The sequence below is a fragment of the Actinoplanes cyaneus genome (assembly GCF_016862095.1).
GTDB lineage: Bacteria > Actinomycetota > Actinomycetes > Mycobacteriales > Micromonosporaceae > Actinoplanes > Actinoplanes cyaneus.
The window spans coordinates 1-24,477 of the sequence record NZ_BOMH01000062.1 but is presented as its reverse complement, the minus strand read 5'-3'; the positions used below and the strand labels follow the sequence as shown (position 1 = coordinate 24,477).

Sequence of the window (24,477 nt, the reverse complement as noted above, 5' to 3'; positions counted from 1 at the left end):
CTACCGGCCGATCACGAACGCGCCGAGCGCGACGATCGCCGCGCCACCGGTGAGGGCCGCGCCCCACCCCCACGCGGCGAGCCGGAACTGGCGGGTCGCGGCGGCCTGCGCGCCCTGCGCGATCGCCGAGTAGGCCAGCCGTACGCGCTGGTTGCGGCCGGCCGGGTGGGCCCGCGCCGCGACCCGCACACGTTCCACATCCGCGTCACTGACCAGCCAGGACACCGGTGCGGCGGGCCGTGGGACGGTGGACCGCACCGGGTCTTCGCAGCGCGCCTCGGCGGCCCGCAGCCGGGCCAGCCAGCCGGCCGCCCACGGCTCGGGGTGCTCCAGCGCGATCTGCCCCTGCTGCCCGGTCCCGAACGGCTCGGCCAGCACGTCGCGCAGCGGCTGCCAGCGGTCGTCGGGCCAGAGCGCGGCGAGCGCCCGGGCCACCCGGTCGCCGTGGTCGGCGATCCGGCCGCCGTCGCGGTCCTCCGGGTCCTCGGCGAGCAGCACCCGGTCCACCCATTCCCGGCCGGCGAGCGCGCTGAGCACCACGGTCAGGAAACCGAACCGGTCCTGGGCGTAGAGCAGGCCGGGCGAGAGGTCGTCGTCGTGTTCCCGGATCCCGCGGTACGTGTACCGGGGCGACGACCGCACCCGCCGCGGCGGTGGGTCGGCCCGGGTCGCGGCGTCCGTGTCGATCAGCACGTAGTCGGTCCGCCCGCCGTAGGTGCAGCGGCACACGTTGTCCGGCTTGATGTCGCAGTGCACCCAGCCGTGCGCGTGCAGCTGGTCCAGCCCGGCGGCGAGCGTGGTGAACGCCTCCAGGTGCTCGGTGGCCGGGTGCGCGTTGGTGTCCTCCCAGCTCAGCTCGTCGATCCTGGGGGAGACCGCGAACAGGATCTCCTCGGGGCGGGCGGCGTCGCCGAGCCAGGCCGGCAGGTGCTGCCGCAGCCGGGTGAGGATGTCGTCCTCGGGCACGCCGAGGCGCGTCTCGACCACGCCCTCGACCTTCTCCAGCCCGCCGTCGCCGCGCACCACCTGCACCGGGACGACCGCCCACGGCGGCTCGATGGCCTGCCTGCGGCGGGGCGCCGGCAGGTAGCTGTTGACCCGGCGCAACGCGGCCGCCTGCCGGTGCAGGTGCCCGCGCAGGGCGTCGGCGTCGGCCCCGTTCGCGCAGCGGTAGATCTTGACGTGCCAGTGCCGCCAGCCGTCGCTCTCGTTCTCGGCCGTGGTGCAGACGACCTGGGTGTCGATCATGGCGGCGGGCCCGGCGGGTCCGCCCTGGGTGACCACGAAACCAGCCTGTTTCGGCTGCCAGGAGCCGGGCGGCGCGACCGTCAGCCGGGCGTGCCGCGAGAAGCCGTCGATGTCGATCGTCAGTGGACGAGGATCGGTGTCAGGCATGGTTTCCCTCCCAGTCGACGCGGTAGCGCAGCACGGTGACCTGGTCCTGGTCGTGGTACTGGATCTCGCCGGCGGCCGCGGCGCCGACCGGGCTGCCCGGCCGCAGGTCGGCGCCGTCCACCCGGATCCGGTAGCGCGGGCGCTGCCCGGAGCGGCCGAAGTCGAGCCGTCCCCGGTGGTTGCGCACCAGCAGCAGGGGACCGCGGGGCAGCCAGGCCGCCCACGACGGCAGCGGCAGCTGACCCGGGCCGGGCAGGCGGCCGACGGCGAGCCAGTGGGCGGCCGCGCCGATCCGGCACGGCCAGACGAAGCTCCGGTCGTAGCGCAAGGTCAGGACGGCGACCGCTCCGGGCTCGTGCTCCTGGGTGACCTCGTCCGGCCGGGAGTCGGTGGACCGGAACCCGAAGCGGTGACCGGGCGCCTCCAAGCCGGCGCGGACCGGGAACTCGATCGACTGCACCTCCGCGCCCGGCAGCAGGTTGCGCACGTGGTCCTGCGCGGCCAAGTGGATCCACCGCACGGTCTCCGGCGACAGCGTCCGCACGGTCGTCACCGTCACCCGCACCCGCAGCCCGCGACTGTCCCGGCCGGACGCGGTGAGCAGGTTGCAGTAGGTCTCGACCGCCTCCCGGAAGGCGTGCCGCACGATCCGCTCGTGCATCACCGGCCTCCGATCCAGGCCCGGAGCGCGTCGAGGATCCGGCGGGTCCGGGCGCCGGCCGCGGTCCCGTCCGGCGTCCGGACCACCACCGCGAACGCGACCGTCCCGGCCTCGTCCCAGCCGGCCGCCCAGTGCGTGGTGCCGCTCTCACCGGCGCGCACCAGCAGCCCGTTGTCGGCCCGGAACGACGCCCGCAGCTCCCGCGCGGCGGCGGGGGAGAAAGCGGTCGCGGCCGGCCGCCCAGGGACCGGCGTGGTGACCCCGGTGGCCGGGTAGGTGACGCTTTCGACCAGGCGTGGGTGCACGGCCGTGCCGTCCCGGCACACCGTGCCCGCGAGCACCGCGAACGTCAGCGGTGTGCCCTGTTCCGGGCACGATCCGGTGCTGCCGGCGAGCACCGGGACCGTCCACTCGTCCGGCCCGCCGCAGCCCGTCAGCAGTCCGGGCGGGGCCTGGCGGAGCAGCTCCGCGGCGGGCCCGAACGGGTAGGCCGGCTCCCTGCCGGGCGGGTCCGGCACGGTGTACGACCAGTGCCAGCACCCGCGCTGCTCCGCGGGGTCGGGGGCGCGGCGCACGCACGACTTGTCCTGCGCCGAGTCGTCGAGCGCGGGGCCGGGCTCACGACGTACGTAATGCGGGTGCCGATCGGTGAATCTCCTCGCCGCGACGTCGTCCACCTCGGACCCGTCGCCGGCTGCCGGACCGGCGGCGGTGGCCAGGATCCGCCCGCTCACCGGGTCGAGGGCGGCGACCGCGGCCGTCCCGGGGCCGTCGGCCGCCTCGGCGAGTGCGTGCTGCAGAGCCGGGTCGAGGGTCAGCGCCAGGCCGCCGTCCACCCGGTCGCGCTGCGGTGGCAGCAGGCGGCGGCTGAGCCGGGTGCCCGCCGAGTACGCGACGACCTCGGGATACGTCCGTTCCAGCAGGCCGGTCACCCCGCCGAGGTCGTTCCCGTCCAGCCGGGCCGTGCCCGCCGGCGCCCAGCGACGCGTAGGGCGGTCCAGGATCAGCCGGTCGCCGCCGGGGAAGGTGAGCGCGATCCGGGTCCGGGCCAGCGCGATCCGGTCGGTCGAGCAGGTCCGCGGGTCGGGCATCGGGGTCAGCAGCCCGGCCGGGGTCGCCGGGCGGGCCGGGCAGAGCGCCCGGCCCTGCGAGTAGATCCGCAGGCCGGCGGGGGAGGAGTACGGCACCAGCGTCAGCACCACCGCGATCCCGCCCAGCGCCCCGGCGGTCAGGCTGGTGCTCACCACCCGCCGCGGCGCCGTCGTCACCGGCATCGTGCCCCGCGCGCCGGCCAGCACGATCACGATCCCGATCAGCAGCGCGAGCGTGGACTGCCCGCCTCGGGACAGCAGCGGCGCCGGGATCCCGGTGTGCGGCACGACGTTCGCCGTGGTCGCCAGCACGAACAGGAACTGGCCGGCGATCATCGCGCCCAGCCCCGCCGCGAAGAGCCGGGCCGTCCCGTCGTGCTCGGCGGCCCGGACCAGACCGGCCGCGAGGATCAGCACGAGCGCGCCCGCGGCGACCACGACGAGCGCGCCCAGCTTGTTCCAGAGGACCGCGAGCACGAAGTCGGTCGGCCCGGCGGACACCGCGGCGGACACCCGGTCGTTCACGCCGCGCCCCCACAGCCCACCGTCGGCGGTGGCCGCGATCGCCCGTGCGAGCTGGGACTTCTCGCTCTCCGCGTCGGCGGCGAGGGAGCGCAGGCACGGCACCCGGCCGGCCGGCACGCTCACCCGGGGCGCCTCGACCACCGCGCACGGCGCGTCCCAGCGGTACCGCCACGGGTTGCTCCAGACCCGGCCGCGCTCGCCCACGTAGTCGGTGGCGAACAGCGTCACCGTCCCGCCGATCAGCACCACGGCGATCCCGATGAACAGGCGGTACGCCAGCACGAGCCGTACCCCGGGCGCCGTGGGCTCGCCGGGCGTCCGGTCCCGGTCGATGTTGTGCCGGGTCGCGGACCAGGTGACCCCCATCGTGATCAGCGCGGCGGGCACGATCGTGCCGAAGTCCCGGCGCAGCCCGCTGGCGACCGCGACCAGCCCGAACAGTGCGATCGGCAGCAGCAGGAACCGGCTCGCCCGATAGCTCGCGACCAGCGCCGGCCCGCGCAGCATCCCGCCGGAGACCTGACGGATCCGGCGCAGCGAGCGGAGCAGGTGCACGTCCTGGAAGCGGTAGGCGTCCCGGGCGACCAGCACGGCCAGGGCGCCGCAGAGCAGCAGCTTGCCGTACTCGGGGGTGGCGACCGGGCCGAACGTCAGCGCCGCACGGCCCGGCCCGGCGGCCAGCGGCAGCAGAAAGGGGATCGCCACGACCGCCGTGATCCAGCCCGGATGCCATCGCGGGAAAAGGCGAAGACGATTCCGGAAATGGAGCGCGACAATGGCGACCAGCAACCCGAGCAGCGGTTGGATCAGAACCGGCCAGGCGGTACGCAGATTGTCCGCCCCGGTCGCCTCGTCGAACGACTCGAGCGGATCCGGCGCCACCACCAGCCGCACCGCGAGCGACAGTCCGAGGTGGAGCAGCAGCGTCCCGGTGACGAGGACGGCCAGCACCGGCCCGCGGATCGACACCCCGTCGTCGCACCGGTTCAGCCGCCGCCCCAGGTGACCGAGGCCCAGCGCCACCGCGGTCACCGCCGGCGCCCACAGTGCGTAGGCCGCCCCGGCCAGGAAGAACGGCGCCGCGACCAGCACGTGCGGCACCCACAGGAACAGGCCGTCGCGCCGGGTGGCCGCCGGCACGCGCAGCCGCGGCCGGAAGAGCAGGCCGCCCGCGGCGACGGCGGCCCACCCGAGCCCGGCGAGGACGAGAAGCCCGTCACGCGCCGGCCCGGCCAGCAGATCCACGATGAGGAACCCGTTGTTATTCAGATCCTCAGGATATCGGCGGAAAAGGCGCGATTAACGCTCGCGAGTGACCGCCGAACGGCTATTGTCCGGCAATTGCCGTAGATTGAGAGAACTGAATATGGATCAGGCCCATTCCGATTCGGCGACCGGCGGGGTCCCGTGGGTGTGAAACGTCTCGATGGTCTTGAGTCCCCACGCCTGGCCCTTGGCGCGTTCCGCCTCGGTCCAGGTGACCACTTCGTGGTCCGGGGCGAGCAGCAGCCGGGCGCCGGCGTTGCAGAGCTCGATGCGGTTGCCGCCGGGCTCGTAGACGTACAGGAAGAAGGTCTGCTGGATGGCGTGCTTGTGCGGCCCGGTCTCGATGTGCACGCCGGCCTCCAGGAACACGTCGGCGGCCCGCAGGATGTCCTCGCGGGTGTCGGTGGCGAACGCGATGTGGTGCAGCCGGCCCCGCGACCCGGTCCAGTCGCGGGTGTAGACGACGTCGTAGGACTTGTCGCTGAACGTGTACCAGACGGCGGCCTTGGTCCCGTTGTCCAGCACGATCTGCTCGCTGGCCCGTCCGCTGAGTGTCTCGCTCAGGAACGTCTCCACCTCCGGGACGTCACGGGCGAGGAAGTTGACGTGGTCGAGGCGGCGCACGTTCGAGCCGCGGCCGGGGAACTTGGCGGCCTGGTTCTTCAGCGACGGGCGGGACTCGTCGGAGGCGACGTAGCGCTGGGTCTCCCAGTAGAGGCCGAACCGGTGACCGTCCGGGTCGGTGAAGTGGTAGACCGGGCCGTACGCCGGCTCGCCGGAGCTCCACCCCTCGCCGAGGCCGGCCGCCTCGATCGCGGCGACGCGGCGCTGAAGGGCCTCCGGGCCGCGCGCGCGCAACCACAGGCGCCCGACCCCGGACGTGCCCGCGGCGGTCACCTTGAGCGAGAACTTCTCGTAGTCGTCCCAGGTGTGCAGGTAGACGCTGTCACCCCGGCGGTCCACCACCTCCATCGCCATCTGGTCGGTGAAGAACCGCACGGTGTCCTCGAGGACCGGGGTGAAGAGCTCGACCGCGGAGACGTGCGCGACGTCGCGAAGGCGTTCAGTCATCGTGGGTGTCCTCCCGGGGAAAGACCTGTCCGTCCAGGAGCAGGCGCGCGGTGCTCACGATCGCCGAGCGGCCGACCGTGATCCGATCGCCGGCCGTGCCGACGTCGATCACCACGTCGTAGAAGCCGCTCGGATGTTCCAGCCGGATGGTCTCCGGGCGATCTTGCAAGAAACAGATGCTTCCCGGTACGGCGGCAGCGGTCCCCACACTCACCGCGGCCAGCACCCCGATCGAGGCGTGCACCCGGTGCGGGATGAACATGCGGGTGCTCAGCGCGCCACCGTGAGCGGGCGCGGCGACCAGGCACATCTTCGGCACCGTGGTGGCCCCGACGTCACCGAGGCCCATCAGCTTGCCGGCGATCAGGCGCAGCCCCTCGACCCGGCGCCGCAACTCGCCGTTCGCCTCCAGCCGGGCCGGTGACTCGTAGCCGGAGACGCCCAGGTCGTCGGCGTCGACCAGGACCACCGGCATGCCGTTGTCGATGAGGGTGGCGGGCACCCCGTCCAGGTCGTCGCGGACCCGGCCGGTGGGCAGCAGGCCGGGCGCGACCGAGCCGGCCGTGTCCCGGAACTCGACCTCGAGGCGGGCGGCCGTGCCGGGCACGCCGCTCAGGGCGGTGTCCCCCGTGTAGCGCACGCGGCCGCCCGGCGTGGGCACGGTGACGACGGCCAGGGCGCCGGTGTTCACCATGCGTACGCGAACCGGCGTCTCTTGATCTCTCGCCTCGACCAGGCCGCGCTCGATCGCGAACGGGCCCACCCCGGCCAGGATGTTGCCGCACGGCTGTTCCGCGCCGACGATCGGCTTGTCGACCTGGACCTGCAGGAACAGGTAGTCGACGTCGGCCTCCGGGTCCTCGGAGCGGCTGACCACGGCGACCTTGCTGGTCAGCGGATGCCCGCCGCCGATCCCGTCGATCTGCCGCGGATCCGGCGAGCCCATGATCGCCAGCAGCAGCCGGTCCCGCTCGTCCGGGTCGGCCGGCAGATCCCCGGCACGGAAGTAGGCGCCCTTGGAGGTGCCGCCCCGCATGATCATCACCGGCACGGGCGCGGTCATCGGTACTCCACTCCCAGCTCTGCGAGCAGCGGGCGCAGCTCGTACATGTCCACGCCCAGCTCACCGGCGGCGAGCCGCTCCCGTTTGGACTCCTCGTTCGCGGTCCGCGCCCTCGCCCTCTCCAGCACGCCGGCAGCCCTGTCCCGCGGGATCACCACGATCCCGTCGTCGTCCGCGACGATCGCGTCACCCGGGTTCACCACCTGCCCGCAGACCACGACTGGCACGTTGACCGAGCCCGGGCTGGCCTTGACCGTGCCCTGCGGGCTGATCGCCCGCGCCCACACCGGGAAGCCCATCGCGCGCAGTTCCGCCGCGTCCCGCACCCCGGCGTCCATGATGACGCCGATCGCGCCGTGCGCCCGCAGCGACGTGGCGAGCAGGTCGCCGAGCATCCCGTCGGTCGACGGCGAGGTGGTCGTGACGACCACGACGTCACCGGGGCGGACCGTCTCGACCGCGGCGTGGATCATCAGGTTGTCGCCGGGATGGCAGGAGACGGTCACCGCAGGCCCGGCGATCCGCGCGCCCCGCTGCAGGGGGTGCAGTTCGGGCCGGAACGCGCCGCGTCGCCCGTCCGCCTCGTGCACGGTGGACGCTCCTTGCTCGGCGAGGCCCTTCGCGAGGTCTCCGGTGATCCGCTCGAAGTCCCGCACCACCACATGACGGCTCATGAAAGCTCCTGCGTGACCTGCGGGTAGATGCGCATGTACGCCTCCGCCTTGGTCTCGTTCGGCAGGCCCAGATTCGGCCCGGAGTTGCGGGCCGCCTGCAGACCGCGGCGCGCGCCGAGCTCGGTGTAGTACGCGTGCAGGTGCTTCTGCGCGGCCAGGACCTGCATCGCCGCGCGCTTGCGCTCCCACACCCCGGTGATGTCGAGCAGCACGTCCGGCACGAACCCGCACTGCTCGGGCTGATGCGGCTCGAAGCAGAAGACCGGCGGCGCGCCGATCACCTCGCCCGGGCCCTCGACGCCCGGCGCCTGCGCGAGAACGCGGGCCTTGAGCGCGATCTGGTGCGCGAACGCGTGGTCGCCGTTGTACGGGTCGGCCGGCGCGTGCGTCAGCACCACCGACGGCTGAACCTCCCGGTACAGATCGATCAGCCCCTGCAGCAACTCCGGAGTCTCCACGAGGGGGTAGTCGTTCGCGTCGAAGAACCGGATCTGGGCGCCGAGCACCTTCGCGGCCTCCTCGGCCTCCTGCCGGCGGACGGCTTTGATCTGGTCGAGGTGGTAGCCCTTGCGCCACAGCGACGCCGACTCCCCACGCTCACCGAAGCTCATGCAACCGATCACCACGCGCTCACCGCGCGAACTCGCCAGGGCGATCGCGCCGGCCGCGCGCCAGACGAAGTCGCCGACGTGAGCGCTGAGCACCAGGGTGGTTTCGGTCATCGAGGCTCCCCAGTGTTTGCCGATAAGATTGTCAACAAGAGGCCGTCGCAGCGGCGCTACGCGGTTCAGGTTAGGCCACACGCTCCGCCGAGACAATTGTTGACAATCATGTCGACTATCTGTGAGGCTGCCTATGATCGCCGATGCGTCAGGCGATCCCGGAGGTGTCGTCATGATCATTTCTGTGCTGGGGCTGGGCGAGGCCGGCAGCCTGATCGCCGCCGATCTCGTGGCGGCCGGCGCCACCGTCCGCGGCTTCGACCCTCGCGTCGCCCCGCCGTCCGGCGTCATCGCCGCGGGCAGCGACGCCGACGCGGTTCGTGGCGCCGGAGTGATCCTCAGCGTCACCAGCGCCGCCGACGCCGTCGAAGCCCTGCGCGCGTCCCTCTCCGCGTGTGAGCCCGGCGCGATCTGGGCCGACTGCAACACGGCGGCGCCGGGCTTGAAGCAGCGGCTCAGCACCGAGGCGGCCGGTGCCGTCGACGTCGTCGACGTGGCCCTGATGTCCCCGGTGCCGGGCAACGGCCTGCGCACCCCGATGACCATGTCCGGCCCGGCGGCCGCCCGTCTCGCCGGCATCCTCACCGATCTCGGCGCCGACGTGGTCGTCCTCGACGGCCCGCCCGGCACCGCCGCCACCCGCAAGCTCCTGCGCAGCGTCTTCTACAAGGGCATGGCCGCCGCTGTCGTCGAGGCGCTCGCCGCGGCCGAAGCGGCCGGCCTGTCCGGGTGGCTGCGCGGCACCATCGCGGCCGAGTTCGTGAAGGCCGACGCGGCCACGCTGGACCGGCTGGTCGACGGCTCGAAGAAGCACGCCGTCCGCCGGCGGGAGGAGATGGCCGCGGCCACCGAGCTGCTGACCGCCCTCGGCGTGACCCCGCGCATCGCCCCGGCGGCCCGCGACCTGCTCGCCGACCTCTCCTGACACGCCTGCCCCGGCAGCCCGCCGGTCAGGGGCGGGCGGCGAGCGCCTCCGCGGCCAGTTCGAGCAGCCCCTCGACGTCGTTCCCGGGCGGGATCGGCGCCGGGTCCAGGCAGCGATCCAGCAGCAACTCCACCAGCGCGGCCTGGTCCACGATCGGCCCGGCCGAGATCGCGCCCGGCAGGATCCGGATCTCCACCGTGTCCCGCACGGGCGTGTCCGTCAGCAACTGGGTCAGGTTCACGTCGAAGTACTTGGTCAGCTCGCCCGCCGTCGCGGCCGCGCGCAACCCCTCGTACGAGGGAATGCCCTGAACCGCCTCCACCAGCGGCCCGGGCAGGGGAGCGAGCCGGCGGCAGGCCGGGTTGGTGCGCAGCACCTCCCGCAGCGGCTCGCGCCAGTAGGCGAAGAGCCGGATCAGGTTGGCCAGCGCGTGCGGCGCCCGGAAGGGCCCGCCGTCCACGTGCAGGTGCACGGCCGCCTCGTGGGGAACGGTGAACCCCAGCTCGCGGGCCGGCGCCAGCAGTTCCTCCAGTGCGGCGGAGTGGTCCCCGGTCAGCGGCGGCGTCACGATCTCGCAGGGCCGTTCCCGTTCCCCGCCGAGCGGTGCGGCCAGGGCGATCGTCGCGTCCGCGGCATCGTTCAGCCGGTAGACGATGCCGTGCCGCTGCACCGGGCTGCCCCACAGCGCGGCGACCCCGTCCAGCGCCGTGCCGATCGTCCCGCCGGGATCGCTGTGCCGCGCGAGCAACCGCAGCAGCCGCGAGTCGTCGGTGAGGACCCGGAACCAGCCGGGCAGCGGGGGAGCCTTCGGGTCGAGCCCCGCCAGCAGCGTGATGTCGTCGACCAGGGTGCACAGCGGCGTCCCGTCCGGGCGCCGCACCTCGAACCCCTGGGTGAGGTGCAGGAACCGCCCGAGGCCGGGGACCAGGGACGGCTCGCTGTCGTGGTGCCACACCGGCCGGACACTGCCCCCACAGCGTCCGGCCAGGTCCATGGCGAGGGTGCGCCGGCTGACCCCGGGCGGGGCCATCAGCTCGATCTCGAAGCCGGTGCGCCGGCGCAACCTCGGGGTCACGGCTTGATCGGGAGGGACTGGCCCGCCATGATCTTCTTGCCACCCGCAACCTTGGCGTCGTACGCCGTCGGCAGCTTCCACAGCTTGGCCAGCTTGTCCGCGTCCTCGACGTCGTAGCCCGCCTGGAAGAAGGCCGAGACCTGCGCCTCCTCCTGGGCCTCCTTGACGTTGGCCGGGTCCGGCTTGACCGGGAGCTTCTTGCCGGCGAGCAGCTTCTCCCCGCCCGCGACCTTGGCGTCGTACGCCGTCTTCAGCTTCCAGAGCTTGGCCAGCTTGACCGCGTCGTCGTAGTCGTAGCCGGCGGCGAAGAACTTCTTGACCGAGGCGGGGATCTCCTCGACGGCCGCCGGCTCGACCGGCAGGGTCTGACCGGCCAGCAGGCGACGGCCGGCCTCGGCCTTGACCGCACCGAGGTCACCGGCCGGCATGTTCCACAACTTGGCCAGCTCGGACGCCTCCTCGGCGCCGTAGCCGGCGTCCCAGTAGGCGTCCCACTCCTTCTCCGGGTCCGCGCTCGCGCTCGCGCTCGGCGAGGCGGGCGCCGCGGCCACGAAGGGAGCCGTGGCGCTGGAGTTGCCCGACGACGGATCGCCGGGCAGGATCGCCGGCAGGTTGACCACCGCGGCGATCAGGCCGGCGCCCAGCGCGGCACCCCCGGCCACCGTCGCACCACGACGGCGCCACTTGTGTTTCGCGGAAAGCTCGACAACCCTGGCGTAAACCTCGGCTGGGTCCGGTGTGTGGGACTCGCGGCTCACGAAGGCCTCGCGGAGCCGGTCACCGTGGTCGGTCACGACTTCTCCTCAGCAAACTGTAACTGTCGCTCCGACTCCAGCCGGAGCGTTCGGAGTGCCTTCGACGCCTGGCTGCGCACCGTCGCCGGTGAGCAGTTGAGCAGGTCCGCGATGCTGTCGTCGTCCAATTGCTCGTAGTAGCGGAGTACGAGCACGGCACGCTGCTTGCGCCCGAGCGTGGCCAGCCGGTTCCAGAGCTCGTCGGACTCGGCGATCCGGTCGGCGTGGTCGTGGACCCCGCCCCGGGCGTCGTCGATCTCGACCAGTCGCTCACCGGCGAAGTGCAGATTGCGGACCGCCCAGGAGCGCCGCCAGGACAGGTACTCGTTGAGCACCATGCGCCGGACATACGCCTCCGGAGAGTCCGCGCTGCTGATCCGCCGCCACTTGACGTGGGCGCGGGCCAGCACCTCCTGCACCACGTCCTGGGCCAGATGACGGTCGCCGGTGAGGACGACCGCGTAGCGCAGGAGACTGGGCAGCCGGGCCATCGCGAATTGCTCGAAGGTCACATCCCCATCGACGCCTGCCACCCCCACTTCTGTGCACCGTCCTCTCGACCTTTATCTTTCTGTAACCGACTAGTCAGACTGTCTGCTAAGCAGTTAGCCTGACTACATGATGCCCAAGCCGTGGCTGCACGGCTTCCTCGATCTGTGCCTGCTGGCCATGCTCCGCGAGCGGGCCGACTACGGTTACGGTCTGGCGCAGCGCCTGGCCGCGGCCGGGGTCGCCGACGTTCCCGGCGGCACTCTCTATCCTGCGCTGCTGCGCCTCGAAGAGCAGGGCCTCGCGGTGCCGAGTTGGGCGCCGTCCGAGTCCGGCCCCCGCCGGAAGTACTACGAGATAACGCCGGCCGGGCTTTCCGTGCTCGCCGAGCAGTCCGCCCAGTGGGCCCGATTCCGCTCCGGCGTCGACATCCTGCTGGCTCCCGTCGGGGAGGCGCAGTGAGCTGGCCCGAGCGTTTCCTGGCCGAGCTGGTCCGGCTCGGTGTCCAGCAGGCGCGGGCCCGGCGGCTCACCGAGGACACCGCCGCCCAGGCCGCCGAGCAGGCCTGCGACCCGGGTGGCCTGTTCGGGCCACCTCACCTCTATGCCCGGCACCTGGTCGCCGAGCTCGCCGCCCCGGTCGCGGCCCCGCCACGCTTCACGCAGGCCGGTCCGGTCCTGCTCAATCTCACCGGCGTCGGGAAGCGCTACCGCCGCCGCACCGTCTTCGACAACGTCGACCTGACGGTCCGGGGCGGGGAGGTCGCCGCCGTCGTCGGCGCGAACGGCTGCGGCAAGTCCACGCTGCTGCGCATCTGCGCCGGCCTGACCCGCCCCGACGCCGGGCAGGTCCGCCGCACCCGCCGCGTCGGTTACGTCCCGCAGGACGGTGGCACCGCCGGCTGGCTCACCGCCGACGAGCACTTCACCCTCTTCGGGGCGGCCGCCGGGGTGGTCCCGCGCCGGGCCCGCTCGACCGGTGCGCACCTGGCCGCCCGGCTGGCCTGGCGCCCCGAGCCGGCCCAGCGTGCCCAGCAGCTCTCCGGCGGCACCCGGCAGAAACTGAACCTGGTCCTCGGCGAGTTGCACGCCCCCGACCTGCTGCTGCTCGACGAGCCGTATCAGGGCTTCGACCAGGGAACGTACGTCGATTTCTGGCGCCAGGTCCACAGCTGGCGCGACGCCGGCCGGGCCGTGGTCGTCGTCACCCACCTGCTGCACGACCTGTCGACCGTCGACCACGTTCTGGACCTGGGGGAGCAGCGGTGACCGCTCTCGTCGTGGCGGGGCTCTCGGCCCGCGAGGTGAGCCGCCGCCGGACAGCGGTGCTCCTGGTGATCTCCCTGCCGCTCTGGTTCTACCTGGTCCGGCGCGACCAGACCGGCCAGTCGATCCGGATGCTCTCCCTCGGCATCGGCTGGTCGATCTCCACCCTCACCCTCTTCGTGATGAACGCGTCCCGCGGCGTCGACCCGCGCCTGCGCCTCAACGGCGCCTCCGTAGCCGGCCTGGTCAGCGGCCGCCTGCTGGCCATGAGCGGCGCCGGCGCCCTGCTGGCCCTCGGCTACTGGGCGCTGATCAGCCTCGACCAACGCGTCCCGCACCCGTTCGCGGCGGGCCTGATCATGCTGCTCGCCGCCCTGGTCGCGGCGCCCTTCGGCAGTCTCGTCGGCGCCCTGCTGCCGCGCGAACTGGAAGGCGCGCTCGCCCTGCTCAGCGTCTGCGCCGTGCAGATGCTCGCCGACCCGGCCGGTCTGGTCGCCAAGCTCATGCCGTTCTGGTCGATCCGCGAGATCGGCACCTACGCCGTCGACGACACCGGCATCGACTACCTCTGGCGCGGCCTCACCCACTTCGCCGTCGTCTGGATCGTCTGCACCGCCGGCACCCTCGCGGTCTTCGCCCACCGCCTCCGCATAGCCCACTACCCGGAGCCATGACCGATCAAGATCTTCAGGTCCTACGTCCGCCGTGGTCCGGATCGTCGCTCCCGCGGGGACCCTTCCGGGCCGAGCAGGGCGCTGGCGCGCCCAGAACGCTCAGCCCTCCAGGGCGACGTCCGTGGCCGGTCCCGGTCAGAGCAGAAGACCGTTGCACGGGCCGACTCGGCGAGCACGGTCATCACCCTGACAGTCGCAAGGCCGCGACCTTTGCCGGAGCCCGGCCGGCGTCGCGGCTCACGGTCCCGGCTGGTCCTCATGGACGTTATTCGTTCCTCATAACGCCCATGAGCACCAGCCGAGGCCGCGACGTCCGCTGGGGTCCGGCCGGCGGCGCGGGTTGCGGTTCCGGCTGGTGCTCATGGACGTTATTCGTGCCTCATAACGTCCATGAGCACCAGCCGGGAGGTCGCGCCGCGGTGCCTGGCCGGTGGGTCAGCGGCGCTTGCGCAACTGGCGCCGGAGGATCGAGCGGGCGACCAGCAGGGCCACGACCGCGATCACCTGACCGCCGACGACGATCTTGTTGACGTCGAGCGCCGGCTTCCAGGTGACGTCGCCGTCCTTGAGGATGAAGACCCCGGCGGGCTTCGCGTTCAGTCCGAACCCCCCGCCCGAGCCCTCACCCTGCGACGGCTCGCCGGCCGGGTCGGGGTTCTCGGTCTTGCCGGCGAAGCCCTTGCCGGCCCCGCCCCCACCGCCCGCGCTCACGGTGGCGACCGGCAGCAGGACGATCCCGTCCCGCTCGATCGGCTCACCGAAGACACGTCTCACCGTGGCGTTGTCGGTTGCCGCCTTGGCCTTCTCCAGCAGAGTGGCGCTGTCCATTGTGTTCCCCTCTCACCCGCGTAGGGGACCAGCCTGTCAGCTCCGCGGCAGCGGAAGGGTCGGTCAGCCGACACTGGGGTGGGCCGCGGTGCCGGGTGGGCCGCGATGCCGCCGGGGTAGGGCGCGATGCCGCCGGGGTAAGGCGCGACACGCTGGGGTTCCGCTGGGGTGGGTCGAGGTGTCGCCGGGATGGGCTGGGGTGCCGCTGGATTAGGGCGCGGCGCCACCCCGGTAGGGAGCGGTGCTGCCCCGGACGACCAGGTGCGTCGGCACGAGGTCGGTGCCGGGACCGCCCGGCCCGGCGCTGATCTGCTCCAGGAGCGCTTCCACGCACCGGCGCCCGACCTCGGCGAAGTCCTGGTGGACCGTCGTCAGCGGCGGCAGGTACGACGACGCGTCCGCGATGTCGTCGAACCCGACCACGCTGACGTCCGCGGGCACGCGCCGCCCCTGCTCGTTCAGCGCCCGCAGCACCCCGAGCGCCATCTGGTCGTTGGCCACGAAGACCGCGGTGCAGGCCGGCGGGAGTTCGAGCCCGGCCCGGTATCCGCTTTCGGCGGACCAGTCCCCGCGCCCGACCGGCGGCACCGGCCGTCCCGCTTCCTCGAGGACGGTGCGCCAGGCCAGGGCGCGGCGCTCCGCGGAGTACGACTCGGCCGGCCCCGCGATGTGCCACACGGTGGGATGTCCCAGCTCGAGCAGGTGCCGGACGGCCTGCCGGGCGCCGTCGGCCTGGTCGGTGTCGACCACCGGATAACGCTCTCCCGCATCCGAGTCGACGACCACCACGTGCACGCCGGGCGGCAGGGCCGGGGTCGCCGCGTCCAGCAGGTGCACTTCGATGATCACGATGACGCCGTCGACCGCCAGCTCGCCCATCCGGGTGAACGCGCCGAGCACATTGTCCTGAGTGGGCGCCCCGACGGGGATCAGCGTGATCGCATAGCCTTCGGCGGCCGCGTGGGTGGCGATGGCTTCGACAGTACGACTGTTGCCCGTCGACGAGAGCCCGAAAAGGATCACCCCGAGCGTGTTGAACCGCCCGTACCGCAACGACCGTGCCGCGCTGTTCGGCCGGTAGCCGAGCTCCCGCATGGCGGCGAGCACCTGTTCGCGGGTGGACTCGACCACCCCTGCCTGCCCGTTGGCCACCCGGGAGACGGTCTGTGAGGAGACCCCGGCGAGCTTGGCGACGTCGGCCATCGACACCCGTTGTTTGCGGCGCCCGCCGGGAACGTCGGATCCACCGCGAAGACGCTGTGTTTCGATGTTGTTACTCCTTGACCGGCCTGGTGACGCGTGCCACTATACGGCACACATGTTTACGCAAACATTTCCGACCGTGGTCGAACATGTTTACGTAAACATCGACATCAACAACCAACGTAAGGAGGCACGTTGACACGGCGGTCATGGATCGGCTGGCAGTTCGTTGCCCCGTTCCTGGCGGTGTTCGCGCTGGTCTTCCTCGCGCCGATCGCCTATTCGCTCTACCTGAGCCTCTATCGCACCAGGCTGATCGGAGGCACCAGCTTCGTCGGCCTGGAGAACTACTCCAAGGCGGTCGAGGACCCACAGTTCTGGTCCGCGGCCGGCCGGGTAAGCCTGTTCCTGGTCGTCCAGGTGCCGATCATGCTGGTCCTGGCGCTGCTGGTGGCGCTCGCGATCGACAGCGGGCGGCTCTACGGCTCGTCCTTCTTCCGGATCTCGATCTTCCTGCCCTACGCGGTGCCGGCCGTGGTGGCCACGCTGATGTGGGGCTTCATGTACGGCAGTCAGTTCGGCCTGATCAGTTACCTCAACGACTGGTTCGGGATCACGCTGCCCGACCCGCTCGCCCCGAACCTGGTCCTGGCCGCGATCGGCAACATCACGACCTGGGAATTCGTCGGCTACAACATGATCATCCTGTATGCGGCGCTGCGCGTCGTGGATCCCTCGCTCTACGAGGCGGCGGCGATCGACGGGGCCGGCCAGTTCCGGATCATCCGGGCGATCAAGCTTCCGGCCCTGCGCGGCCCGCTGCTGATCGCGACGCTGTTCTCGATCATCGGCAGCTTTCAGCTCTTCACCGAGCCGGTGGTGCTCCGCACGATCGCCCCGAACGCGATCCTCACCTACTTCACGCCCAACTACTACGCCTGGCAGCTGTCCGTCGGCGGCCAGCAGTTCAACTACTCCGCCACGGTTGCCGTCGTGATGGGGCTGCTCACCATGCTCGTGGCCTACCTGGTGCAGGCCCGTGCCGTACGGAAGGCGGTGTGATGGTCTCCGCACCCACGATCCGCCCTCAGGCGCGTCGCAGAGCGCAACCGGTGGCGGCGCCGCGCAAGAGGACCAGGAGCTGGTCGCTCACCGCGGTCACCACGGTGATGCTGATCTACACGCTGCTGCCGCTGGCGTGGCTGTTCATCAGTGCGACAAAGACCCAGGACAACCTGCTCGGCTCGTTCGGGCTCTGGTTCCACGGCGAGTTCGCGCTCTTCGACAACATCGGGAAGACGTTCACCTATCAGAACGGCATCTACCTGCGCTGGCTCGGCAACACGGTGTTCTACGTGGTGATCGGCGCGGGCGGCGCGACCCTGCTCTCCACGCTCGCCGGGTACGGCCTGGCCAAGTTCGCCTTCCCCGGCCGCAAAGCGGTCTTCGCCGTGATCCTCGGTGCGGTCGCCGTGCCACCGACGGCGCTCGCGGTGCCGACGTTCCTGCTGTTCGCGAAGGCGGGCATCACCGACACGGTGTGGGCGGTGATCATCCCGTCCCTGATGGTGCCGTTCAGCCTCTACCTGATGTGGACGTTCTCCCGCGACGCGGTGCCGGACGAGATCCTCGAGTCGGCCCGGGTGGACGGCGCCGGCGAGTTCCGGATCTTCTTCAAGCTCGCCGTTCCGCTGCTCTCGCCCGGCCTGGTCACCGCGCTGCTCTTCAACGTCGTGGTGACCTGGAACAACCTCTTCCTCCCGCTGATCATGCTGAGGGACCGCAACCTCTACCCGATCACGCTGGGCATCTACTCCTGGAACCAGCAGGCCCAGACGGTCGGCGGCGACGTCGTCTTCAACCTGGTGATCACCGGGTCCCTGCTCGCGATCGTCCCGCTCATCGCCGCCTTCCTGCTGCTCCAGCGTTACTGGCAGTCGGGCCTCGCGGTGGGCAGCGTCAAACAGTGAGCCACCTCCAAGAAGTCAAACAGTGAATCTCCATCCCCTCGCAGAAAAAGGAAAGCGCATGGAACTCTCCCGCCGGCGCCTGCTTCTCGGCGCCGCCTCGTCCTTGGCCCTGCTCGCCGCCGGTTGCGGCTCCTCCGACGACAGCGGCGGCGACACGAAGGCCGCGTCCACCACCGTCTCCGATGCTGGCGTCGAGGCGGCGCTGCAGGCCGGTGGCACCATCACGGTGTGGGCCTGGGAGCCCACGCTGACCAAGGTGGTCGCCGACTTCCAGACCAAGTACCCCAAGGTCAAGGTCAACCTGATCAAGAACGGCAGCGGCAACGACCAGTACACCGCGCTGCAGAACGCGATCAAGGCCGGCACCGGGGTGCCGGACCTCGCCCAGATCGAGTACTTCGCGCTGCCGCAGTTCGCGCTCGGCAAGGCGGTCACCGACCTGAACACGTTCGGCGCGAAGTCGCTGGACGGCACGTTCACCCCCGGGCCGTGGAGCTCGGTGCACTCGGGCGAGAAGATCTACGGCCTGCCGATGGACTCCGGCCCGATGGCGCTCTTCTACAACAAGGAGGTCTTCGACAAGTACGGCATCGCCGTCCCGACCACCTGGGAGGAGTACGCCGCCGCGGCCGAGAAGCTGCACACCGCGAACCCGAAGTCCTGGATCACCAGCGACAGCGGCGACGCCGGCTTCACCACCAGCATGATCTGGCAGGCCGGCGGCCGGCCGTACAAGGTCGACGGCACCAGCGTCTCGGTGAACTTCGACGACGCCGGCACCAAGAAGTGGACCGGCCTCTGGCAGGGCCTGATCGACAAGAAGCTGCTCGCCCCGGTCCCGGGCTGGAGCGACGCCTGGTACAAGGGCCTCGGCGACGGCACCATCGCGAGCCTGGTGATCGGCGCGTGGATGCCGCCGAACCTGGAGTCCGGTGTCAAGGCCGCGTCCGGCAAGTGGCGGGTCGCGCCGATGCCGCAGTGGGCCTCCGGCGAGAAGGTCACCTCGGAGAACGGCGGAAGTTCGCTGGCGGTCACCGAGGCGAGCCAGAACAAGACCATCGCGTACGGCTTCATGAAGTACGCCACCGTCGGCGACGGCGCACAGAGCCGCACCGACCAGGGCGCGTTCCCGGCGACGACCGCGCAGCTCAACGCGGACGCCTTCAAGAACAAGGAGTTCCCGTACCTGGGTGGCCAGAAGGCCAACGAGGTGCTGGCCGAGGCCGCCGGCCAGGTGGCGACCGGCTGGAACTACCTGCCCTTCCAGGTTTACGCCAACAACGTCTACAACGACTCCGTCGGTAAGGCCTACACCGGCGGCAGCAACCTCCAGGACGGCTTGAAGGCCTGGGGAGACGCCTCCACCAAGTACGGCCAGGAACAGGGCTTCACGGTTAAATGACAACGGACAACACGACGCCCCGGCGCTGGCTGCGCCGTGCCGGGGCGCCCCGGCTGGAGTTCGGCGCCGACTACAACCCCGAGCAGTGGCCACGCGAGGTCTGGGCCGACGACGTCCGGGCGATGCGGGAGGCCGGAGTCACCGTCGTCTCGCTGGCGATCTTCTCCTGGGCCAGGATCCAACCCCGGCCCGAGGTGTACGACTTCGCCTGGCTCGACGAGGTGATGGACCTGCTGCACGCCGGTGGCATCTCGGTCGACCTCGCCACCGCCACCGCGTCCCCGCCGCCGTGGCTGACCGCCCGGCACCCGGAGATCCTGCCGGTCGACAAGTTCGGCAACACCGTGTGGCCGGGCGGCCGGCAGCACTGGCGGCCCACCTCGCCGGTCTTCCGGGCGCACGCGTTGCGCCTGGTCCGCGCGCTGGCCACCCGGTACGGCAAGCACCCGGCCCTGGTGGCGTGGCACGTCAACAACGAGTTGGGCTGCCACAACGTCTACGACTACTCCGAGGACGCGGCGACCGCGTTCCGCACCTGGCTGCGGGACCGTTACGTCACGCTGGACGGGTTGAACGAGGCGTGGGGCACCGACTTCTGGTCGCAGCGGTACTCCGACTGGGACCAGATCATCCCGCCCCGCCAGGCCGCCACCCATCCCAACCCGACCCAGAACCTCGACTTCAAGCGGTTCTCCTCGGACGCGCTCAAGGACCACCTGCGCGCCGAGCGGGACCTGCTGCACGAGCTCAGCCCGGACGTGCCGGTCACCACGAACTTCATGGTGATGGGCCTGATGAACACCATGAACTACCCGGACTGGGCCGCCGAGGTCGACTTCGTCTCCAACGACCACTACGTGCTGCCCGGCCCGCAGGCGCGCGACGAGCTCTCCTTCTCGGCGAACCTGACCGGCAACATCGCCGGCGGCAAGCCGTGGTTCCTGATGGAGCACTCCACCAGTGCGGTCAACTGGCAGCCGATCAACGTCGCGAAGAAGCCCGGCGAGCTGCACCGGGACTCGCTCACGCACGTGGCGCACGGCGCCGACGCGGTCTGCTTCTTCCAGTGGCGGCAGTCGAGGGCCGGCGCCGAGAAGTACCACTCGGCGATGGTGCCGCACGCGGGGGAGGACAGCGCGCTGTTCCGCTCGGTGGTCTCGCTCGGGGAGCGGCTGCGTGACCTCGCCGACCTTGCGGGCAGTGACCGGGTTCCGGCCGACGTGGCGATCCTCGTCGACTGGGAGTCGTGGTGGGTGTCCGAAAACGACTCCCATCCGACCGACCGGCTGCGGTACCGGCAGGAAGCGCTCGACTGGTACACCGCGTTGCTCGATCTCGGGATCAGGGCCGACGTCGTACCGGCGAACGGGGTGTGGAATCACCGCGTCGTCATCGCGCCCATCCTGCACGTGGTGCCCGCCGAGCTGGCCGGACGGCTCCGCGAGTACGTGGCGGACGGCGGTCATCTGATCACCACGTACTTCTCCGGGATCGTGGATCAGAACGACCAGATCTGGCTGGGCGGTTACCCGGGCGCGTTCCGTGACCTGCTCGGCATCCGGATCGAGGAGTTCGCGCCGCTGCTCGACGACGAGACCGTCGAGCTGGACAACGGGACGACCGGCACGCTGTGGACCGACCGGATCGAGGTGACCGATCCCGCGGTCGAGATCCTCGCCCGTTACAAGACCGGTGACCAGGCCGAACGTCCGGCGATCACCAGGCGTGAGGCGGGTGCCGGATCCGCGGCCTACGTCTCCACGCGGCTCGGGCCGGACGGGGTGGCCGCGGTGCTGCCCGGGCTGCTGGATGCCGCGGGGGTGACCAGCGAGTTGCCGCCGGCCCTGCGCGGGCGGGTGGAGCTGGCCCGTCGCGGTGACCACCGGTTCCTGATCAACCGCACGTCGGAGCCGATCGACCTCGGCGAGGACGGGATTCTCGAGCCGCGCGGCGTGGTGATCCTGCGTTCGTGAGGTGGGCGCTGGGTGCTGCTTCGGGGGCCTTGAGGCAGCACCCAGCGTGATCAGGTCAGCCCGGCAGGCCCGGCACGAGCGCCAGGGCCTGCTCGGCTGCGGTCTCCCGCAGGAACAGACGGTCGCCGGATTCGGTGACGAACCGTTCCGGATAATTGATGGAACGCAACACGAGTGCGGCACCCGAGTGAATCGTGACAGGACAGAATGTAGCGTCCTGCGCGAACAGATTCGAGCGGTCCTGGCGGGTCAATTTGATTTCGAAGTTCTGGTGTCGAATGTAATAGCCAGGATAGTTTACAGATTCGAGTGAGACGCAACTCGAATTGCCCAGCCCGGCACGCACCGTGAAGGTCGAGTCGGCCCGGTCGAGGGCACTCCCGGACGTGGCGACGGGGTCGATCCGTCCGCGGAAATCGTGGTGCCGGACCCGGTATCCGGGCTTGTCGGCCACGAGCAGGCTGACCGTCGAGCCGGCACGCAGCGTGACGGCCGGGGGCGTGGTGACGATCGTGGTGGTCTTCGGGGGCGACGCGGCCGGCTTCGAGGTGGGTCGATGCCGCAGGTGCGTCGTCGTGGGAGCGCTCCCGGGTGAGGTCGGGCTTGAACTGGGGATCGGGGCCACGACCACCGTCTGCGCGGGCGGTGGCACCGGCGGGACGGCCCCCGCGAGGAACGTCGGCTCGCCCTGCTTCCCGCCGCTGCCGAGAGACGCGGCGGTCACGCCGGCCACCCCCACGGTGGCGACCGCGACGGCCACCAGGGCGGCCCGCCTGCGGAACCCACCGGGCCTGCGGTTCCAGCCCGGGAAGCCGGGAATCGGCGCGGGCGGGAAAGAGGCGGGTGCGGTGGGCCGGAGCAGTGCTTTGCGGGGCGTCGCATCAGGGGAATACGGCGGCAACCAGCCGCCGACCCGCAACCCCTCCGGGGAGTCGTCTTCCGGCATGTAATTCGCTTCCTGCAAGACCCGACGCAAACGAACTTAATGAAGCGATAAGGATCTTTGTCGGGCGGGTGCCGGATATCAAGGGTTTCGCGGGAAACCGTGTACAAATCTTTTCTCGCCGGTACCGAACCGAACCTCGGGCGGGTGCGTATACCTGAGCGGACCATCCGGCGTGGACATGGGGTGCCGGCTGGCCGCAGCGAGGAGACGTACGTGGAAAGTCCTGTTCCGAAGACCGACACCCCGTCGGCGACCCCGCCGGCCCTGCCCCGGATCTCCGACTACTGGCCCGACGCCCCGCAGCGGCTCGGACCGCCCGCCGACCACTACGAGCTGCCCGGGGTGGACGCCACCCGCACCGGTCCCGCCCTGCACACCCGGCCCGCGCCCGGTGACCTGCCCGAGGTGGAGGCCACCGGCGCCGGCCCGGACCCGCACACCCTGCCCGGGCCAGGGGACCTGCCGGGCGAGGACCCGGCCGGCACCCGGTGGATCGGGGACCCCGGCGGCCGTACCGGCAAGGACTGGAAGCCGGTCGTGCTGCTGGCCGCCGTCGCCGTGCTCGCCGGCGGCGCGGTCTTCGCCGCGGTCTCCTACGCCCGGTCGGACCGCGGGACCCCGTCCGCCCTGCCCGCGCCGCCGCTGCCGGCGCCGACCGCCGAGGTCACGCCGGCGGCCACCCCGCCGGTCTCGATCGCCCCCTCCCCGCCGGCCGCGCCGAAGACCGTCGTGCCGCCGCCCGCGACCGCCAGGACCCCGCCCCCGGTCCCGGACTCCGCCACGTTCGAGCTGGTCAGCGGCGTCACCCAGCTGCGGGTCGCGATCGGTGACGTGGACGGCGGGTTCTTCCGGGTCGGCGTCGGCGACGACACCACGATCACCGCGAAGGCCGTGTTCGACGACGGCACCCTCAAGGTCACCACCACGCCGAACGGGCGGAAGAAGGGCTCGGCCCGCGTCGAGGTGCTGCTCAGCAGGGACGTGAAATGGTCACTGCGGATGCGCGGCGGGGTGCGCGAGGCCGGCATCGACCTGTCCCGCGGCCGGGTCGGCGCGATCGAGCTGATCGGCGGTGCCGCCACTGTGGATCTGTCCGTTCCTGATCAGATGGAGACCATCCCGGTCGTGGAACGCGGCGGCATCGGCACCTGGCGCATCGTCACCGACGGTAAGGAGGCGGTGCGCGCGTTCTTCCGCAAGGGCGCCGGATCGGTCACCTTCTACGGCGACACCGACACGACGGTGGACACGGGCGACACTCTCCGTACCGGCCAGAACGCCGACCTGAGAATCGACTCGGAGGGTGGGGTGGGAGCCCTGACCGTCCAGGGCCGCTGAGCTCCTCCGCGGTTTCTGTCGTACCCGGCCGTTATCGTCTGCTCCGCTGTGGAAACATAGCTGATCTTGAGTACATCGATACGGGAGAGACATGACCCTGGTACGGAGAATCGCGGTCGCCGCCGCGTGTGCGCTGCTCGCTCTCGGTGGGACCACCGCCCCGGCGTCCGCGGCGGTGAACACCACGTACAACGTCTGGACGTGGAACGTCGCCGGCGCCAAGCTGCACGCGGGCCGCACCACCGACGGCCTGATCGACGTCGCCGCCAACTCGATCGTGAACCGTGACGCCGACTTCGCCGCGTTCAACGAGATCTGCCAGAGCCAGTACAACGCGCTGATCGCCAAGTTGCGCACGCTCGGCTGGCCCGCCGACACGACGAACTTCGCGCGCTTCACCGCCAGCTCGGAAGCCGGCAGTTGCGCCGCGGGCTCGGCCAGTGAGCCGTTCGGCAACGCGGTGTTCAGCAAGCTCCCGGTCAACGGCGCACAGCGCTGGACCCTGCCCTCGGACGGCACCGCGGAGCAGCGCTCCCTGACCTGTGTCGCGCCGACCGCGCAGCCGAAGGTGCACTTCTGCACGACGCACATCACCACCAGCAACGTCGTCGCGAGCAACGGCAAGAAGCACAACGAGAACCAGCTCGACTTCGTGCGGGACCGGATGGAGGACTTCAACGACGTGGGCGACACGGCGCTGATCGCCGGTGACTTCAACGCCCAGCCGAACTACGGGCGGCTCAACGGGTGGTACTCGCCGTCGCTGAACGTGGCGAACAACAACGGCAACACCGGCGCCTACCGCGAGCTCGACGACAACGACTCGGGCAACTGCCTCGGCTACGGCGAGTGGACGGCGACCGGCACCCCCGGCACCACGCCGCCCTGCGGCGGGCTCTCCAAGATCGACCTGATCTTCGCCCGGCAGAGCCGCATCGTCGGCGGCTACAGCGGTGACTCCCTGAGCATCTCGACCGGGTGCTCGGGTGTCGCGGCGACCGACGACTACCCGGCCGGCTCCTGCTCCGACCACCGCATCACGATCGGCACGGTCACGGTCTCCGTCGGCTGACCCGGGCGCGAGCCCGCCGGTCGTCCACGCCCGGCGGGCTCACCGCCCCTCGCCC

23 protein-coding genes are annotated in these 24,477 nt (G+C 71.4%); 10 read left to right on the top strand and 13 right to left on the bottom strand.

Features of this window, described 5'->3' with window-relative positions; translation table 11 throughout:
- The 7 genes from Acy02nite_RS36535 to Acy02nite_RS36505 all read right to left on the bottom strand — a co-directional run bounded on the left by Acy02nite_RS36535 (position 1) and on the right by Acy02nite_RS36505 (position 8,468).
- Positions 1 to 1,395 (bottom strand): serine/threonine-protein kinase, encoded by a 1,395-nt coding sequence (locus Acy02nite_RS36535; RefSeq protein WP_203751969.1) that lies wholly within the window; start codon positions 1,393 to 1,395, stop codon positions 1 to 3.
- Positions 1,388 to 2,056 carry a hypothetical protein gene (locus Acy02nite_RS36530; RefSeq protein WP_203751967.1) on the bottom strand — a complete coding sequence of 223 codons (669 nt, stop codon included), beginning with the start codon at positions 2,054 to 2,056 and terminating at the stop codon, positions 1,388 to 1,390. Before Acy02nite_RS36530 ends, Acy02nite_RS36535 begins: the two co-directional genes overlap by 8 nt.
- The gene (locus tag Acy02nite_RS36525) at positions 2,056 to 4,917 is read right to left on the bottom strand and encodes an FtsW/RodA/SpoVE family cell cycle protein (protein ID WP_203751965.1); all 2,862 of its coding nucleotides are present in this window, start codon (positions 4,915 to 4,917) and stop codon (positions 2,056 to 2,058) included. Before Acy02nite_RS36525 ends, Acy02nite_RS36530 begins: the two co-directional genes overlap by 1 nt.
- Positions 4,918 to 5,043: 126 nt before the next feature.
- Complete coding sequence (locus tag Acy02nite_RS36520) at positions 5,044 to 6,009, bottom strand: VOC family protein (protein ID WP_203751964.1); 966 nt, start codon at positions 6,007 to 6,009, stop codon at positions 5,044 to 5,046.
- A complete protein-coding gene (locus Acy02nite_RS36515; protein ID WP_239175509.1) occupies positions 6,002 to 7,072 on the bottom strand; it encodes a 4-oxalomesaconate tautomerase in 1,071 nt (356 codons plus the stop codon). The genes Acy02nite_RS36520 and Acy02nite_RS36515 overlap by 8 nt, the downstream gene beginning before the upstream one ends.
- Positions 7,069 to 7,746, bottom strand: a complete 678-nt coding sequence (locus tag Acy02nite_RS36510; protein WP_203751962.1) for a 4-carboxy-4-hydroxy-2-oxoadipate aldolase/oxaloacetate decarboxylase — start codon at positions 7,744 to 7,746, stop codon at positions 7,069 to 7,071. Before Acy02nite_RS36510 ends, Acy02nite_RS36515 begins: the two co-directional genes overlap by 4 nt.
- Complete coding sequence (locus tag Acy02nite_RS36505; protein ID WP_203751960.1) at positions 7,743 to 8,468, bottom strand: PIG-L deacetylase family protein; 726 nt, start codon at positions 8,466 to 8,468, stop codon at positions 7,743 to 7,745. Before Acy02nite_RS36505 ends, Acy02nite_RS36510 begins: the two co-directional genes overlap by 4 nt.
- Before the next feature lie 172 nt (positions 8,469 to 8,640).
- Between Acy02nite_RS36505 and Acy02nite_RS36500 the strand changes: the two genes are divergently transcribed.
- A complete protein-coding gene (locus Acy02nite_RS36500; RefSeq protein WP_239175508.1) occupies positions 8,641 to 9,393 on the top strand; it encodes an NAD(P)-dependent oxidoreductase in 753 nt (250 codons plus the stop codon).
- 25 nt (positions 9,394 to 9,418) lie between these two features.
- Here the strand turns inward: Acy02nite_RS36500 and Acy02nite_RS36495 are convergent, their stop codons facing one another.
- The 3 genes from Acy02nite_RS36495 to Acy02nite_RS36485 are packed head-to-tail and all read right to left on the bottom strand — an operon-like array spanning position 9,419 to position 11,774.
- Positions 9,419 to 10,468 (bottom strand): amidoligase family protein, encoded by a 1,050-nt coding sequence (locus Acy02nite_RS36495; RefSeq protein ID WP_203751955.1) that lies wholly within the window; start codon positions 10,466 to 10,468, stop codon positions 9,419 to 9,421.
- Positions 10,465 to 11,262 carry a hypothetical protein gene (locus tag Acy02nite_RS36490; protein WP_203751953.1) on the bottom strand — a complete coding sequence of 266 codons (798 nt, stop codon included), beginning with the start codon at positions 11,260 to 11,262 and terminating at the stop codon, positions 10,465 to 10,467. The genes Acy02nite_RS36495 and Acy02nite_RS36490 overlap by 4 nt, the downstream gene beginning before the upstream one ends.
- Positions 11,259 to 11,774 (bottom strand): SigE family RNA polymerase sigma factor, encoded by a 516-nt coding sequence (locus Acy02nite_RS36485; RefSeq protein WP_203751952.1) that lies wholly within the window; start codon positions 11,772 to 11,774, stop codon positions 11,259 to 11,261. The genes Acy02nite_RS36490 and Acy02nite_RS36485 overlap by 4 nt, the downstream gene beginning before the upstream one ends.
- Before the next feature lie 106 nt (positions 11,775 to 11,880).
- Here Acy02nite_RS36485 and Acy02nite_RS36480 point away from each other — a divergent pair, with 106 nt between their 5' ends.
- Genes Acy02nite_RS36480 through Acy02nite_RS36470 form a run of 3 tightly spaced genes read left to right on the top strand, consistent with a single transcriptional unit; the run spans position 11,881 to position 13,690 of the window.
- Positions 11,881 to 12,213 carry a PadR family transcriptional regulator gene (locus tag Acy02nite_RS36480; protein ID WP_203751950.1) on the top strand — a complete coding sequence of 111 codons (333 nt, stop codon included), beginning with the start codon at positions 11,881 to 11,883 and terminating at the stop codon, positions 12,211 to 12,213.
- Complete coding sequence (locus tag Acy02nite_RS36475; protein ID WP_203751948.1) at positions 12,210 to 13,019, top strand: ATP-binding cassette domain-containing protein; 810 nt, start codon at positions 12,210 to 12,212, stop codon at positions 13,017 to 13,019. The genes Acy02nite_RS36480 and Acy02nite_RS36475 overlap by 4 nt, the downstream gene beginning before the upstream one ends.
- Positions 13,016 to 13,690, top strand: coding sequence for a hypothetical protein (locus Acy02nite_RS36470; protein WP_203751946.1), 675 nt, complete (start codon positions 13,016 to 13,018; stop codon positions 13,688 to 13,690). Before Acy02nite_RS36475 ends, Acy02nite_RS36470 begins: the two co-directional genes overlap by 4 nt.
- A 435-nt stretch (positions 13,691 to 14,125) precedes the next feature.
- Here Acy02nite_RS36470 and Acy02nite_RS36465 read toward each other — a convergent pair whose 3' ends face one another.
- Positions 14,126 to 14,518 (bottom strand): spore germination protein GerW family protein, encoded by a 393-nt coding sequence (locus Acy02nite_RS36465; RefSeq protein ID WP_203751944.1) that lies wholly within the window; start codon positions 14,516 to 14,518, stop codon positions 14,126 to 14,128.
- A 210-nt stretch (positions 14,519 to 14,728) separates the two neighbouring features.
- Positions 14,729 to 15,721 (bottom strand): LacI family DNA-binding transcriptional regulator, encoded by a 993-nt coding sequence (locus tag Acy02nite_RS36460; RefSeq protein WP_203751942.1) that lies wholly within the window; start codon positions 15,719 to 15,721, stop codon positions 14,729 to 14,731.
- 195 nt (positions 15,722 to 15,916) lie between these two features.
- On the opposite strand from Acy02nite_RS36460, the gene Acy02nite_RS36455 reads away from it, so the two are divergent.
- The 4 genes from Acy02nite_RS36455 to Acy02nite_RS36440 are packed head-to-tail and all read left to right on the top strand — an operon-like array spanning position 15,917 to position 21,066.
- Positions 15,917 to 16,783, top strand: coding sequence for a carbohydrate ABC transporter permease (locus tag Acy02nite_RS36455; protein ID WP_203751939.1), 867 nt, complete (start codon positions 15,917 to 15,919; stop codon positions 16,781 to 16,783).
- Positions 16,783 to 17,691, top strand: coding sequence for a carbohydrate ABC transporter permease (locus Acy02nite_RS36450; protein ID WP_203751937.1), 909 nt, complete (start codon positions 16,783 to 16,785; stop codon positions 17,689 to 17,691). Before Acy02nite_RS36455 ends, Acy02nite_RS36450 begins: the two co-directional genes overlap by 1 nt.
- Positions 17,692 to 17,749: 58 nt before the next feature.
- Positions 17,750 to 19,093, top strand: coding sequence for an ABC transporter substrate-binding protein (locus tag Acy02nite_RS36445; RefSeq protein WP_203751935.1), 1,344 nt, complete (start codon positions 17,750 to 17,752; stop codon positions 19,091 to 19,093).
- Entirely contained in the window at positions 19,090 to 21,066 is a 1,977-nt protein-coding gene (locus tag Acy02nite_RS36440) for a beta-galactosidase (protein WP_203751933.1), read from the top strand. The genes Acy02nite_RS36445 and Acy02nite_RS36440 overlap by 4 nt, the downstream gene beginning before the upstream one ends.
- A gap of 55 nt (positions 21,067 to 21,121) precedes the next feature.
- On the opposite strand, the gene Acy02nite_RS36435 is transcribed toward Acy02nite_RS36440, so the two are convergent.
- Positions 21,122 to 22,030 carry an AbfB domain-containing protein gene (locus tag Acy02nite_RS36435; protein WP_203751931.1) on the bottom strand — a complete coding sequence of 303 codons (909 nt, stop codon included), beginning with the start codon at positions 22,028 to 22,030 and terminating at the stop codon, positions 21,122 to 21,124.
- Between the two features lie 195 nt (positions 22,031 to 22,225).
- Between Acy02nite_RS36435 and Acy02nite_RS36430 the strand changes: the two genes are divergently transcribed.
- The gene (locus Acy02nite_RS36430) at positions 22,226 to 23,350 is read left to right on the top strand and encodes a hypothetical protein (RefSeq protein WP_203751929.1); all 1,125 of its coding nucleotides are present in this window, start codon (positions 22,226 to 22,228) and stop codon (positions 23,348 to 23,350) included.
- Positions 23,351 to 23,441: 91 nt separating this feature from the next.
- Positions 23,442 to 24,422: an endonuclease/exonuclease/phosphatase family protein gene (locus Acy02nite_RS36425; RefSeq protein ID WP_203751928.1), complete on the top strand. Its 981-nt coding sequence runs from the start codon at positions 23,442 to 23,444 to the stop codon at positions 24,420 to 24,422.
- Positions 24,423 to 24,477: the final 55 nt, after the last annotated feature.